The organism is Candidatus Thiodiazotropha sp. AKIB8 (assembly GCF_058244675.1).
On record NZ_JBSYOO010000050.1, the window covers coordinates 116821 to 130684 of the forward strand.

The 13864-nt window shown below is 49.4% G+C and carries 12 protein-coding genes; 4 read left to right on the forward strand and 8 right to left on the reverse strand.

What is annotated here, in order from left to right:
* Position 1 precedes the first annotated feature (1 nt).
* Positions 2-961, forward strand: coding sequence for an NAD(P)-dependent alcohol dehydrogenase (locus AC4IFB_RS18135; RefSeq protein ID WP_490780937.1), 960 nt, complete (start codon positions 2-4; stop codon positions 959-961).
* A 672-nt stretch (positions 962-1633) separates the two neighbouring features.
* On the opposite strand, the gene AC4IFB_RS18140 is transcribed toward AC4IFB_RS18135, so the two are convergent.
* Both AC4IFB_RS18140 and AC4IFB_RS18145 read right to left on the reverse strand, forming a co-directional pair.
* Positions 1634-2794 carry a ribonucleotide-diphosphate reductase subunit beta gene (locus tag AC4IFB_RS18140; RefSeq protein WP_490778025.1) on the reverse strand — a complete coding sequence of 387 codons (1161 nt, stop codon included), beginning with the start codon at positions 2792-2794 and terminating at the stop codon, positions 1634-1636.
* A 38-nt stretch (positions 2795-2832) separates the two neighbouring features.
* The gene (locus AC4IFB_RS18145) at positions 2833-5661 is read right to left on the reverse strand and encodes a ribonucleoside-diphosphate reductase subunit alpha (protein ID WP_490780951.1); all 2829 of its coding nucleotides are present in this window, start codon (positions 5659-5661) and stop codon (positions 2833-2835) included.
* Between the two features lie 728 nt (positions 5662-6389).
* Here AC4IFB_RS18145 and AC4IFB_RS18150 point away from each other — a divergent pair.
* Positions 6390-6830, forward strand: a complete 441-nt coding sequence (locus AC4IFB_RS18150; protein WP_490778024.1) for a CBS domain-containing protein — start codon at positions 6390-6392, stop codon at positions 6828-6830.
* A 532-nt stretch (positions 6831-7362) separates the two neighbouring features.
* Here AC4IFB_RS18150 and AC4IFB_RS18155 read toward each other — a convergent pair.
* Both AC4IFB_RS18155 and AC4IFB_RS18160 read right to left on the reverse strand, forming a co-directional pair.
* Positions 7363-7872, reverse strand: coding sequence for a DUF302 domain-containing protein (locus AC4IFB_RS18155; RefSeq protein WP_490778023.1), 510 nt, complete (start codon positions 7870-7872; stop codon positions 7363-7365).
* A gap of 50 nt (positions 7873-7922) precedes the next feature.
* Entirely contained in the window at positions 7923-8540 is a 618-nt protein-coding gene (locus AC4IFB_RS18160) for a c-type cytochrome (protein ID WP_490778022.1), read from the reverse strand.
* 116 nt (positions 8541-8656) lie between these two features.
* On the opposite strand from AC4IFB_RS18160, the gene AC4IFB_RS18165 reads away from it, so the two are divergent.
* Positions 8657-8908: a hypothetical protein gene (locus tag AC4IFB_RS18165; protein ID WP_490778021.1), complete on the forward strand. Its 252-nt coding sequence runs from the start codon at positions 8657-8659 to the stop codon at positions 8906-8908.
* A gap of 338 nt (positions 8909-9246) precedes the next feature.
* Positions 9247-10029 carry a c-type cytochrome gene (locus tag AC4IFB_RS18170; RefSeq protein WP_490778020.1) on the forward strand — a complete coding sequence of 261 codons (783 nt, stop codon included), beginning with the start codon at positions 9247-9249 and terminating at the stop codon, positions 10027-10029.
* Positions 10030-10133: 104 nt separating this feature from the next.
* Here AC4IFB_RS18170 and AC4IFB_RS18175 read toward each other — a convergent pair whose 3' ends face one another.
* The 4 genes from AC4IFB_RS18175 to AC4IFB_RS18190 form a co-directional block, all read right to left on the reverse strand.
* A complete protein-coding gene (locus tag AC4IFB_RS18175) occupies positions 10134-11432 on the reverse strand; it encodes an FCSD flavin-binding domain-containing protein (protein ID WP_490780938.1) in 1299 nt (432 codons plus the stop codon).
* Positions 11433-11446: 14 nt separating this feature from the next.
* Positions 11447-12064: a c-type cytochrome gene (locus AC4IFB_RS18180; RefSeq protein WP_490778018.1), complete on the reverse strand. Its 618-nt coding sequence runs from the start codon at positions 12062-12064 to the stop codon at positions 11447-11449.
* A gap of 188 nt (positions 12065-12252) precedes the next feature.
* Entirely contained in the window at positions 12253-13185 is a 933-nt protein-coding gene (locus AC4IFB_RS18185; protein ID WP_490778017.1) for an ankyrin repeat domain-containing protein, read from the reverse strand.
* A 48-nt stretch (positions 13186-13233) separates the two neighbouring features.
* The gene (locus tag AC4IFB_RS18190; protein WP_490778016.1) at positions 13234-13800 is read right to left on the reverse strand and encodes a NapC/NirT family cytochrome c; all 567 of its coding nucleotides are present in this window, start codon (positions 13798-13800) and stop codon (positions 13234-13236) included.
* Between the last annotated feature and the right edge of the window lie 64 nt (positions 13801-13864).

The following is a 13864-nucleotide window of genomic DNA, read 5'->3' on the forward strand; positions in this document are numbered from 1 at the left end:
TATGAAAGCCATTGTCTATCACAACTACGGCTCACCCGATGTTCTTAGGTTAGAAGAGATCCAAAAGCCAGTACCTGGTGGCGATGAAGTCTTAGTGAAAGTTCATGCCGTCTCAATAAATTCATGGGACTGGGATATGTTAACAGGTAAGCCATTAGAGTATCGCTTTTTAAGTGGCCTTTTAAAACCAAAAAGCACGATGATTCATGGGTGTGACATAGCAGGTAGAGTCGAAGCGGTCGGTGAAAAAGTAAAACATTTTCATGTTGGAGATGAAGTGTTAGGTGATTTATCAGAGGGTGGTTGGGGCGCTTTCGCTGAATATGCCTGTGCTTGTGAAAATGAATTAATTCTTAAACCATCGAGTATGACGTTCGAGGAAGCTGCATGCTTGTCTCATGGAGGCAACCTTGCTGTACAGGGCCTTATTGATTTTGGAAAGATTGCATCAGGACAAACAGTTCTGATTAATGGAGGGGGTGGCAGTACAGGTACATTAGCTATTCAGATTGCTAAATCGTTCGATGTTGAACTAACAGCTGTTGACCACGCAGAGAAATTAGATACTATGCGATCACTTGGCGCTGACCATCTGGTTGATTACACAAAAGAAGATTTTACAAAAAATGGTCAGAAATATGATCTGATCTTTGATGTCAAAACTACTCGTTCTGTTTTTGATTATAAACGAGCATTACATCCAGGGGGTACCTATGTGACAGTCGGAGGAAAAACATCACGAATCCTTCAACTATTGATATTCAAAGCACTGTCTAAGAGCTGTAAAATGCATATGGTAGGCTATAAAGCAAACAAGGATTTGAAATATTTAGTAGAGTTGTTTGAAGGCGGTAAGCTAAAGCCTGTTATCGATAAATGTTTTCCTCTCGAACATAGTGCAGATGCTTTCCGGTATTTTGGAGAAGGACTTTTCAAAGGTAAAATAGTAATAACCTTGTAAAAAAATCGATGTCGACCATTCAATGAAACAGCCTGGTTCCGTAGGTACAAGGTGCCGACAAGTCAGAAGCTTAACCAGCTGCTGCATGCCATCGCTCACCCAGGAAAAAGCAGGGAAAACGGGGCAGTAAAATTTCAGTACAAAAACCCTGTCACCAGTGATCATGATAGAGCCTCTCCATTGCTACTATAAATGAGGTAACTGGAAGCTACTGGTTATGGTCAATCTCTTTGGTCAACGGAGCGGCAGGGTCGCACCCTATATTTTTGCAAAGAGATAGTCGGGGGAGTGAAAAACCAGGCAGTGGCGCAGAGCGCCACAACCTGCCTGCAATTGCAGGTAGAGAGGAGATTAGGAGACACCTCTTTAAGTGTTATAAAACGGGTGTTTTAAAGCACGATCCATTTGTTGTGATAACTTCTCTTTCCATTGATCTATTGTCTTTGTGGTCAACTGGATCTGACCACATATCGGACATTCGTATCTGGACTGTTCGGTATGTCCTTCCTGAAGGGTCTCTAGCTCAGCCATAAGTGACGCACAGTGTGAACAATGCATGCTAGTGGTCTCCGAAAAATGAACGGCAATGTCTACCTCGATCGGATTCCTGTATCGAGTAAGGCTGGCCTTGAGCTCCGGTTGGGGCCGGAACAGTGTTGGGGCTTGAGTCCATCAGTCCCATTTCAACGCGCCACCGGCTTGATATTCGGTGACTCGTGTTTCAAAAAAGTTTTTCTCTTTCCTTAAATTTGCCTGTTCGTCGAGCCAGGGTAGGGTGGCTTCCGCACCAGGGAAGGGTTCCTCGATACCGAGCTGTCTGGCGCGGCGGTTGGCGGTGAAGCGGAATTGGCCGATATGGTCTTCTTTGGAGTAGCCCAGGATCGGATCGCGCAGGATGTAGCTGGCGTAACCGATCTCTGCCGCTTCGGCTTCGTCCCACATTTCGCGCAGGGCTTGTGGGTCGAGGGTGAGGTTCTCTTCAATGATGATCTGTTTGACGACGCGGATGCCGAAGGAGGCATGCATCACCTCATCACGCATGATGTATTGCAGCTGTTCGGCGGTGCCTTTCATCAGGCCACGGCGTTGCAGGGCGAAGATCGGGCTGAAGCCGTTGTAGAACCAGCAGCCTTCGAAGATGGCGGCAAAGTAGATGTAGGCCATGACGAAGTTCTGCAACTCCTTGGGATCATGCAGATCGATATCGGCGCGCATGATCGAGGAGAGGCGGCGGTTGGTGATCTGGATCTTTTTGTTGATCTCAGGCACGACCCGGTAACGGTTGTAGATCTCACCCTGATCGAGACCGATGGTCTCGATGCAGTGTTGGTAGGTCCAGGTATGCAGCGACTCTTCGTAGACCTGACGGGCCTGGTATATCTGTAACTCTGGTGCGGACATCTTCTCCATTACCGCCAGGCCGATGTTACGCATCGCCAGAATATCTGAGGTAGTCAGGTAGGAGAGTACATTCTCGTAGACGTGACGCTCTTCCAGGGTCAGTTTGTGCTGATAGTCGTGGACATCCTGGGCCATGTTGATGTCCAGCGGTGTCCAGTGGTTTTTGTTGGCGTTGAGGAAATACTCCCAGGCCCAGGGGTATTTGAACGGGGCCAGCTGGTTGATGTCGGTCATGCCATTGATGACTCGTTTGTCATCCGGGTTGACCGGTTCCATCACCGTGGTGTTGTACTCTTCAGCCTGTTCTTCCACCTGCAGTGCCTGCACTGCCTCTTCCACCACATGAGGGTGAGCCGGTTGGGTTTCAGTCGCAGGCACAGGTGTGGTCTTCACCGGTGCGGGTTTGGCGAGTGGATCGTCCCAGTTCAGCATATTGTGTTCCTCTCTCTATTCTTGATCACTTGGTGGTTCTATTGGCAGGCTTCGCAGTCCGGGTCGAGGATGGAGCAGGCCTTGGGGGCTTCTCCACTGTTGTTACCGACCAGGTCGACACCGCCGCTGCTGCTGCCCTGCTGGACTGAGGTCTTCTCTGCACCGGTGGCGCCGATGGAGCGCAGGTAGTAGGTGGTTTTGAGTCCACGTACCCAGGCAAGTTTGTAGAGGTTGTCTAGTTTTTTGCCTGAGGGTTCTGCCATGTAGAGGTTGAGTGACTGGCCCTGGTCGATCCATTTCTGGCGACGGGAACCGGCCTCGACCAACCAGCGTGGGTCGATCTCAAAGGCGGTTGCGTAGATTGCTTTGATCTCGTCTGGAATGCGGGCGATAGGTTGTAGTGAGCCATCGTAGTATTTGAGATCGTTGATCATCACATCGTCCCACAGGCCGAGCTTTTTCAGATCGTGGACCATGTAAGGGTTGACCACCGTGAACTCACCAGAGAGGTTCGATTTAACGAACAGATTCTGGTAAGTCGGCTCGATGGACTGACTGACACCACAGATGTTGGAGATGGTGGCAGTGGGGGCGATGGCCATGGTGTTGGAGTTGCGCATACCCTGTTTGCGTACTTTTTCTCGCAGGGTTGCCCAGTCCAGGGTGTGGCTCTCATTGACCTGCAGATAGTCGCCACGCTCAGCCTTTAACAGCTTGAGGGAGTCGATGGGCAGGATGCCCTGGCTCCACAGGGAGCCCTCATAGGTGGAGTAGCGTCCCCGCTCTTCAGCCAGGTCAGATGAGGCCTGGATGGCGTAGTAGCTGACTGCTTCCATGGCCTGGTCGGCGAAATCCAGGGCCTCTTCCGAGGTGTAGGCGAGACGCTGTTTGTAGAGTGAATCCTGAAAACCCATGATGCCGAGTCCTACAGGACGATGGCGCAGGTTTGAGTTACGTGCCTGGGGTACGCTGTAGTAGTTGTAGTCGATGACATTGTCGAGCATGCGCATCGCGGTGGTCACAGTCTTTTCCAGTTTCTCCTGGTCGAGACCCTGCTCAGTGGTGTGAGCAGTGAGGTTGACTGAGCCCAGGTTGCATACTGCGATCTCCTGATCATTGGTGTGCAGGGTGATCTCGGTACAGAGATTGGAGCTGTGTACAACCCCCATGTGCTGGTTGGTATAGCGCAGGTTGCAGGGGTCCTTGAAGGTGATCCAGGGATGGCCGGTTTCGAACAGCAGGCCGAGCATTTTGCGCCATAAGTCGAGGGCGTTGACTGTCTTATAGATACCCAGTTCGCCACGAGCCGCTTTCTCTTCGTAGGCAACGTAGGCCTGTTCGAAAGCCTTGCCGGTGAGGTCGTGCAGATCCGGGGTCTCATTGGGTGAGAAGAGGGTCCACTCTTTCTCTTCAGCGACACGTTGCATGAACAGATCTGGAATCCAGTTGGCGGTGTTCATGTCATGGGTACGGCGACGTTCGTCACCGGTGTTCTTGCGCAGCTCCAGAAACTCTTCGATGTCGATGTGCCAGGTCTCCAGGTAAGCACAGACTGCACCTTTGCGTTTGCCACCCTGGTTGACCGCCACTGCGGTGTCGTTGGCTACCTTGAGGAAAGGAACCACGCCCTGGGATTTGCCATTGGTACCTTTGATGTGAGCGCCGAGGCCACGTACTCGTGTCCAGTCGTTGCCCAAACCGCCGGCAAACTTGGAGAGCAGGGCGTTATCTTTGACGCTGCTGTAGATGCCGTCGAGGTCGTCGGGTACGGTGGTCAGGTAGCAGCTGGAGAGCTGTGGACGCAGGGTGCCGGAGTTGAACAGGGTTGGGGTAGAACTCATGAAATCGAAAGAGGAGAGCAGGTTGTAGAACTCAATGGCTCTGGTTTCTCTGTCGATCTCATTGATTGCCAGACCCATGGCGACACGCATGAAGAAAGCCTGAGGCAGCTCAAAGCGAATGCCATCTTCGCTATGGATGAAATAGCGGTCGTATAGTGTCTGCAGGCCCAGATAGGTGAATTGCAGGTCACGATCAGGTTGCATGGCGTTGATCAGTCGGTCCAGGTCATATTGGCCCAGACGACCGTCGAGCAGTTCCAGCTCTTCAGCCTGTTTGATGTAACGCTTGAAATAGTCGCCGTAGCATCCGGCCATGTCGGCCTGTGTATTGACCTGGGTGTTGATGCCGAGAAAGTTGAGTGCTTCACAGCGCAGTATGTCGAGCAGCAGCCGTGCGGCGACCTGAGAGTAGTTAGGCTCCTGATCGATCAGCGTGCGGGCACTCATCACCAGTGTCTGGGATACATCGTTCTCTTTTACGCCATCGAAAAGATTACGGCAGGCATCCTGCAGGATGCGTTTTGCATCCACCTCTTCGAGTCCGTTGCAGGCTTCATTAACCAACGCATTCAGACGCTCAACATCCAGTGGCCGTTGAGTGCCGTCATTCAGGGTGACGTTGACCCGGTGCTCTTCGGGAATGCCTTCGGTCTCGGCGCGCTTGGCGGCCTCTTCCTGTCTTTTCAGATTCTGACGTTCGCGATAGAGCACATAAGCGCGGGCCGCTTTATGTTCTCCGGAACGCATCAGACATAGCTCAACCTGATCCTGGATATCTTCGATGTGCACTGTGCCGCTGTCCGCCATACGACGGGTCAAGGCACTGACAACCTGCTCAGTCAGATCTCGGACGGTATCATGGACACGACTTGAAGCCGCGGCGTTGCCACCCTCAACAGCGAGAAAGGCTTTGGTCATAGCAACGTTGATCTTGCTCGGATCGAAGTTGGTAACCTTGCCGTTACGGCGAATGACTTGAATGCCATTGCTAGGATTGGCCTGGGTCTGTTTTGCTGGTTCCAGCATCTCAGGCGGTTGGGTCGCTGCAACGGAAACGTCGCTATCGGCTACTGGTGTCGCCATGTCTTCTCCTAAATTCTTTTCGTTGACGGTCATCGTCGAGCGGGATGTCCGCGCCGAGGCCTGCACTTAATGATGTGGTGGTTATTCTGTTTGGTCGTCTTTAGCTGGCCAAGTATTGCCAGTCCGTTTTTTTCCTGGGCCTTAAGCCCTGGTGCCGGTTGTTATTCCCGGTCTTTATGGCCAGTTGTTGAAAAACTGGAGAGAATCCGTCTTTCAAAACCAGTAAACACAATATATATCCTATCTGGCGGATGTCAACCACAACATGTTGTGCATTAACTTGTGGAAAAGGGTTCTCTATCTGTGTGCTGTTTGTGGATAACTTCTGGATAATTAGGTGCTTTTTGCGGTAAATCATTGGCTTATGTGGTTGTTTTATTTTTAGCCCCAAGGGGGGGTGAAAGATCTACAATTACTATTCAGTTGCTGTCGCTCCATTGAAATGCCCTGATGTAAGGAATTTCCTTCCTGCTGGTGCTTGTCTCAAGTTTGCCCCGGCCAGTCACGAGCTGCAAAAAATGGGAGATTATTCCTGCCTGTTCAGCTGCTTGGCCTATAAAACTATTGGCATAACACGACAGAATGCGTATGGTTGGGTTCTGGGCTAACCCCCGGAATAATAATTAATTAACCGAAGATGAGGAGTTGTTTCGATGCTGGTAAGCGAAATAATGTCAAAATCACCGAAAACGGTGACTCCAGACACGAAGCTGCTGGAGGTTGTCTCACTGATGTGCCTGTTTCGTTATAGTGGTCTTCCAGTGGAGGAAGATGGCAAGCTAGCCGGGATAATCGCTGAGAAGGATGTGTTGCACAGGATGTTTCCTACGCTTGAGGAGGTTATGGATGGTATCTCCGCACCCGATTACGACAACATGATGATGCAGTATAAAGATGTCGTAAACCTGAAGGTATCCGATGTGATGTCTTCAAATGTCCTTACAGTCAGTCCCGATATGCATATTCTTAAAGCCGCTACCGTGATGGTACGCCACAAGTTCCGCAGAATTCCCGTTGCGGATGGTGGGCAACTGTTGGGTATGCTGAGTCTGGGTGATATTCACAAAGCGATATTTCAGAGCAATCTGGCCAATAATATGTGCCAGTCGTAAACAGAGAATACGCTGGCTATCTAATTTTTTGCCAGCTCGTACATATCATAAACCCGAGTCATCACTGGCTCGGGTTTTTTTGTTATTAGGCTAATAGAAGTAGTTGGAAAGCCAGTGTCGCCAATAGGAGCGCAGCTGATTTTGTCGTTCATCTGCTTCAAAAAGATGTGACAAAAACAATAGCGTAGGGTGGGGCCATGCCCCACCAGATAACCTATGGAAGATAGACGTCACTTTGTCCTGGCATCGAGCTTTTTGGTGGGGCATGGCCCCACCCTACGAGTTGTGATGTGGGTGGGTTAAAAGATATGGTGATGTGGGTGGGTTAGAAGATATGTAGTGTTTTGTGGTTGGTTTAGATAGCTTGTGGAAGATAGACGTCACTTTGTCCTGGCATCGAGCTTTTTGGTGGGGCATGGCCCCACCCTACAAGTTGTGAAGGGGGGTAAAATAAAATGCCGACTAATTTGTCGGCATAAAGTCTAAATTACCTGTCTCTTATCGACACAGGTTTATTGTTATTTTTATCCGGCTAAAATTCTCCGGTCGCACCTGCAACCATGACATCCAACATTGCCTGGTTGACTCGAATTGCAATCTCAGTCAAATCAGGTGGCAGCAGTTCACTGTTGATCAGCATGTCGAGATTGAGCATCATCAGCCAGAGTTGTCCTTTTTTATCCTCTACCATGGCAATACGGCAGGGCATATAGGCAGCATAGATTGGGTCGTGCATGATCATTTGCCTCGCATCCTCTGGATTACAGAACTGGAAGATGTCGAGATAGGGGGTCTTCAGTCCACGTGCCTCAAGCTCTTTTGAGACTTGCTGACGGGCGACGAATTTGAGATTGATCTCAGTCGCTCTGGACATCAGTGCCTGTATCGCATCCTCTCTACTCACACCATCCTTGATGCTCATCTGCACCACAGTCTGCTTGATGTCTGTAATATTGATTTCCGGCTGCTCTGCTGCTGTAGATGCAGATAGAAAAGCCAGATTGATCAGAAGTGCAAGTCCCGCGGCCTTGAGTAATTTCATAGGGTTCTCCCAAATGTTTTCGTTATATTTAGTGTTGACGAGATGTCCAATTACTTCATGTTATTGGGTGCCATCGAAGAGACATAGGAGAGAAGTGCTTCGATCTCTTTGTCTGAAAGGTTATCGAAGGTGTCGTCTTCAGGATCATCGTCGTGTACCCGTTTGTCCCACTGAAACATCTTGATCTGGCGGAATAGGTAACGGGGATATTGCAGAGCCAGGGCTGGGATGCCTTTGCGGGATTTGCCCATACCGTTTTTGCGATGACAACTTTTACAATCCCCCTCGTAAAGTTCTCTACCAAGAGCCGTATCTCCTTTCCATAGAGGGATATGATTCAATACCGGGTTTATCTTATCAAGGTTGATACTTTCATAGTAGGCCGCGATGTCGTCGATATCATCTTCGCTCAATGAGTGTAGGGATGAGGTAATCACCATTCTGGGATTAATGCGGTCTTCTTTGATATAGGCCTCGATCTGTTTGATCATATACCCGGCAGGTGTTCCTGCCAGGCGAGGTGAGGCTGGTCCTGGTGTCCCCTGGCCATAGTATCCATGGCAAAGTGCGCAGCTTCTTGCTTGACGTTGTCCGTTTTCCAGGTCGAAAGCCTGGATCGTCATAGGGGTGGAGAGAATTAGGAGTAAGGGTAAGAATAGCCTGTTCATACTATCGGCACCTGTTTTGTGAATGATCGTTATTATTAACCCGGCGGCCAAATAGTTTAATTTCAGCCGCAGTGAGTCTGCTCGCACTCTTAATTTATGAAGCTTGTTGAAAATTGTTGCAGCAGCATTTTTGTGGCTTGCTGCAAGCGGGATTACTGCATCTCTTTATTGTTATCGAATCGTCTGGGGCTTCTAACGTGCCCTTGCTTGGTGATGCGGCTTTTGACAAGAGAATAGCTCTTCTCTGCAAGCCACCTCATGATCAAAAACATGCCTTTAGCCCTGAAATTAAACTATTTGGTCACCAGGTAAATAGTTGGTGGGAATTGCTCGGCAAATTCAGAGTATTCTATCCTGACTCTAGTTGAATAATTTCCTGGTTTAAAGTGTGTTAATAGTAAAAAATTCAGTCTTCTTATTCGTTATTAGATGACTATTGGCACCTATACTGTCGATCATGTTGTTTTCTTTATTGTGCAGCGGCATATGCCTCGCTATATTAAACACTGAGGTGTTTAAAATAAGCGCATCGATGCATATAAAAAGTTTATCATCACATTAAAGAACCTATGATTTAAGTCTGGTTCGAACCATGACTTGTTCAAACGTTCCTTGAATAGCTACAGTTTGATATGCATTGCGTTGGCTGGTGGTTGGATCTACCCGGTGAGATGCCACGCAAGCGATATTGAATTCAGGAGTTTCAATGAGAAAGTCTATTTTGGCAGCTTTGTTTATTGGCTTGTTGTCATCGGCCCACTGTGTGGCTGAACCTTCAGATGATGCGATGCGGGAGTATGAAGAGGCTTTGAATCTTACTCCCAGCATGGAGAATGGTAAAAAGGTCTACCGCATCTGTGCTGTCTGCCATACCCCTGAAGGATGGGGGCTCGAAAGTGGTGCCTATCCCCAGGTTGCCGGTCAATTACCTACTGTTTTAGTCAAACAACTGGCGGATATCCGTGCTAGAAATAGAGATAACCCAACCATGTTGCCATTTACTTCTCCGCAGCTTCTTGGTGGTGCACAGGAGATTGCAGATGTGGCTGCCTATATCTCTAAGTTACCCATGAGTCCACACAATGGTATAGGACCGGGTAACGACCTTATGCTGGGTGAGCGGCTCTATAAGGACAACTGCACTGAGTGTCATGGTGATAATGGGGAGGGCATACTGGACGATCATATTCCTGCGATATACGGTCAACACTACCGTTACCTGCTGCGTCAGTTTGAATGGATAAAGAGTGAGAGACGTAGAAATGCGGATAAGAAGATGGTCAAGCAGATACATGGCTTCAGCCATCGGGATATCCGCGCGGTGTTGGATTATGTTTCGCGCATTAAGCCACCGAAAGAGAAGCTGGCAGAACCGGGCTGGAGAAATCCGGATTTCCCAAAATTTGCACGGCCTGCAAATCTACATTCAGGGGCGGGCTACAGCATCGATCAGCGTCCTCCACGTCCTATGAGGCCAGCAAGGCCATAGTAGACCATAGGGATCACCTTCCAGGGCAGGGGTGGTTTAAAGAGATAAAAAAAGCGGGGCATTGCCCCGCTTTTTTTTGAATCAATCCATGATCCTCAGTAGGCTTACATGAAAATATCGTTGGTGATATTAGTAAACCAGCTGTGTGCATAGGCCACTTCACGTGCCCGCATTTCAGGTGTTGCATCGGTTGGAGTAAGACCACCAGAAACCTTGGTGATTTTAGATCCATCCTCAGCCAGCTTGTATACAGCCGCAACTGAGATGCCCCACTCTTTGCCTACGATGGAATAACAGGTATTCACATAAGCTGGAGTGCCCAGTTCCTGGCCATTCAGAAGTGCAGCGACACTTGCTGCGCAAACCTTGGCTTCTGAGTTTGCCGCATAGCCTGACTTAGGCATGCCTTTGGCAATAGAAGCGTCACCAATCACGTGAATGTTCTTGTGCATGGTGGATTCAAAGGTGTGCAGGTTGATTGGGCACCAGCCACTGTCATTGGTCAAACCGGCTGCAAAGGCGATCTTGCCTGCTTTCTGGTTTGGAATGACATTCAGGACGTCAGCCTTGATGGTGTCATCAAAACCGGTGGTGACACTCATTGAGCCTGCATCAACCTTGACTACTGCGTTATCGTTTGAGCCTTGGGCACTGCCACGCCACTCAATCATAGAGTTGTCGGTCTCATAGCCGTAGAGCGCTTTCCAACCCTGAGTAAAGAGCCCCATTTTGGAGAACTTAGGCTTAGGATCAAGAATCACGATCTTGGACTTAGGCTTGTGCTGCTTCAGATAGTGAGCAATCTGTGAAGCGCGCTCATAAGGCCCAGGAGGGCAGCGGAATGGATTGCCAGGAGGCGCAATCACAACGGTACCGCCGTCTTTCATCGCTTCAAGCTGTTTGCGCAGTGTTACGGTCTGAGAGCCGGCTTTCCAGGCGTGTGGAATGGTCTCAGCAACTTTAGCGTCATAGCCTTCCAGGGTTTCCCACTTGAAGTCGATGCCAGGGGCAACGATACAACGGTCATAGTTAAAGCTTTGACCGCCAGCAGTTGTGACAGTTTGGGCCTTTGCGTCGATTGCAGTTACTACGTCGTGAACCACTTTGACGCCATGTTTGCCAAGACCGGAGTAACCGAACTTGATGGAGTCAATGCTGCGGTCACCGCCCAGTACTTCGTTGGACAAGTAGCAGGTATAGTAGTGTTTATTTGCTTCGATCAAGGTGACTTCGATGGTAGGGTCAGCCATACGCAGATATTTCGCTGCGGTTGCGCCACCTGTACCACCACCGACGACTACGACTTTCTTGGAAGCGCCGAGGGCAATGTAGGGTGTTCCCATCATGCCAACAGCTGTAGCTGCACCTGCGCCTTTAACAAATCCTCTTCGGGTAATCTTCATATTCCTCATTCCCCTTATTTTTTGCCTTGGGCGTAGAAGTGGAGTAGGGCATCGATACCATCGTTACCCTCTTTTTTCAGCAGTTGATTGACCTTTTTCTTCATCTTCTTGGTCATTTCACGATCACCGGCTTTGAAATCGGCCATGGTGTAGTGAAGATAAGGGGTCAACTGGCCCATCAGAATGCCAGAGTCATCTTCTGCAGAGGTGCCGTTGTCGGCATGACACTTTTCACAATACTTGTCATGCAGCTTAGCGCCTTTTTTCGCTTTATCAGCGTCGAAAGATTGTTTGGCCATTACGAAGGGCTGTTTACTGAAGTATTCGCCCATGGCTTTAATTTCATCTTCGCTGTATCCCTTGGCGATACGGGTCATGATGGTGGATTTAATCTCAGCATCTTTAAAGCCTTGCATGACTTCTTCGAAGTAGACTGCGGACATTCCGCCAATGCTTGGTGTTGCCGGCCCAGCACTTGCGCCATGGGTGCCATGGCAGCCAGCACAGGTGTTCGCCAGCATGGTGGCACTGGCGCCCGACATTAGGGGTTTTTCATCAGCAGCGAAAGCCACAGATGATGCACTGAGTACCAGCGCCCCGATCAAGGCCCTCTTTAGATTGTTGTACGCCATGTTACCTCCTTTGGTATTTAAACAGGCTTACACTAGTTTATAACAGGAGACATAACTGGCCCTGTTACACGAACCGGAGCAGCATAGTGACTGATCCTGTTGCCTAAGCTTGAGGGGAAACTTTTTTACTCAATTTTATGTTGTCATCAGATGACAACATGCTGTGTCTCCACCCGAGCTATGCTCTTTTATTTCAGAAGGCCTGACAGTTTGCTGTGTTTCTTTTTTGCCGCAATATCTGCTGCGGTGTGGCCTTCATTATCTTTATTCGTTTTATCTGCATTGTGCTGTAGCAACAGCTTTGTAATCTCTTCAGATCCAGTGCGAGCCGCTTCCATAAGCGGCGTGACGCCATCAATATCTGCCAGATTGACATCGGCTCCGGCTTTCAGCAGCAGCTCTACTGTCTCAAGTTCGTTCTGACCTACTGCCCAGACGAGCGCTGTTGCGCCATCATTGTCTTGTGCGTTGATGTCAGGATTGTAGTCCAATAAAGCTTGTACCGTATCCACATGTCCTGCATCTGCAGCCAGAATTAGTGCGGTAGAACCGTTTTTATCCTTGCTGTTCAGATCTGAATGGTGCTTGGCAAGCATTCTTGTTGTTTCGATATGGCCTTTCATTGCCGCCATCATGATGGCATTTTGGCCATGCTTATCTGAAGCCTTTGGATCTGCACCCTTGAATAGCAACTGCTCTACCATGTCGGTAATGCCGTAGCGGGATGCAATCATCAGGGAATCCCAGCCAGCCCGTGTACGATCGTGAAGATTGGCTCCTCGTTCAAGTAACATGGCTGTGAGTGCCGGATGACCATTTTCTGCAGCGAAGGTCAGTGCCGTACAGCCCGCAACGGTGCGCGCATTGACATTGGCGCCTCGGCTCAGTAGCAGTACTACAGTCTCGAAGTTATTGCTCTCTACGGCAATCATCAAAGCGCTCTTGCCAAACTTGTTTGCGCTATCCACTGAAACGCCCTTATCCAGAAGATGGGTGATGGTTTCCACATCACCGACATCCGCTGCAAGCCGCAGTTCCCTCTCATCCTCGGTAGTTGAAGCCATCAGCGCAGTGCTAAGCAGCAGGGTGAGCGTGGCAATTAACAGTCTGGTTTTTTTCATGGATTATCTACATACCTGGTGAATATCGGTTGTGACAGATAATGACAGTCATGGTGTATCGGGCTCTTCTGGCTCGTCGGGCTCTTCATGAGCTATACCAGCGTGACAGTCGATGCAGGCCTTGCCTTCATCCATGGCCTTTGGGTGACGTTTACGAGCGCTTCGATCCTGTTCACTGAGATCCATGTTCTCGAATTCGTGGCATGAGCGGCACTCTCTGGAATCAGAGGCTCGCATCTTGTCCCAGACACGGTTGGCCATGTCCCAGCGATGGGCTTCATACTTCTCTTTGGTGTCGATGGTGCCCATGATCTCATGGTAGACATCCTTGGCGGCCATTACTTTTGCGATCATTTTAGGAATGAAAGGCTTAGGAACATGGCAGTCGGAACAAGTTGCCTGTACGCCTGAGGCATTCTTGTAGTGAAGTGACTCTTTATACTCTTCGAGATTGACCTTCATGGAGTGACATGAGGTGCAGAATTCCATTTCATTGGTATAGGTCAGGCCCATGCTGAATAGCCCGGAAAAGGCTATACCTGCAATGAAAATTATGCCTACCAGGATTAAAGATATTTTTCCCGCGGACTGTTTGGCAGCGCGCTCTCTGAACATACTCCACCCTCGATTTCGGAAAAGTAGTCTCTTTTCCTTATGTCGTTTACTTATTATCCCCTCA

Bases quoted from the DNA above. Each gene is read 5' to 3' on its own strand.
- AC4IFB_RS18170 (WP_490778020.1), top strand. From the start codon at position 9,247: ATGAGAAAGTCTATTTTGGCAGCTTTGTTTATTGGCTTGTTGTCATCG.
- AC4IFB_RS18135 (WP_490780937.1), top strand. From the start codon at position 2: ATGAAAGCCATTGTCTATCACAACTACGGCTCACCCGATGTTCTTAGG.
- AC4IFB_RS18140 (WP_490778025.1), bottom strand. From the start codon at position 2,794: ATGCTGAACTGGGACGATCCACTCGCCAAACCCGCACCGGTGAAGACC.
- AC4IFB_RS18175 (WP_490780938.1), bottom strand. From the start codon at position 11,432: ATGAAGATTACCCGAAGAGGATTTGTTAAAGGCGCAGGTGCAGCTACA.
- AC4IFB_RS18160 (WP_490778022.1), bottom strand. From the start codon at position 8,540: ATGAACAGGCTATTCTTACCCTTACTCCTAATTCTCTCCACCCCTATG.
- AC4IFB_RS18155 (WP_490778023.1), bottom strand. From the start codon at position 7,872: ATGAAATTACTCAAGGCCGCGGGACTTGCACTTCTGATCAATCTGGCT.
- AC4IFB_RS18180 (WP_490778018.1), bottom strand. From the start codon at position 12,064: ATGGCGTACAACAATCTAAAGAGGGCCTTGATCGGGGCGCTGGTACTC.
- AC4IFB_RS18145 (WP_490780951.1), bottom strand. From the start codon at position 5,661: ATGCTGGAACCAGCAAAACAGACCCAGGCCAATCCTAGCAATGGCATT.
- AC4IFB_RS18190 (WP_490778016.1), bottom strand. From the start codon at position 13,800: ATGTTCAGAGAGCGCGCTGCCAAACAGTCCGCGGGAAAAATATCTTTA.
- AC4IFB_RS18150 (WP_490778024.1), top strand. From the start codon at position 6,390: ATGTCAAAATCACCGAAAACGGTGACTCCAGACACGAAGCTGCTGGAG.
- AC4IFB_RS18185 (WP_490778017.1), bottom strand. From the start codon at position 13,185: ATGAAAAAAACCAGACTGTTAATTGCCACGCTCACCCTGCTGCTTAGC.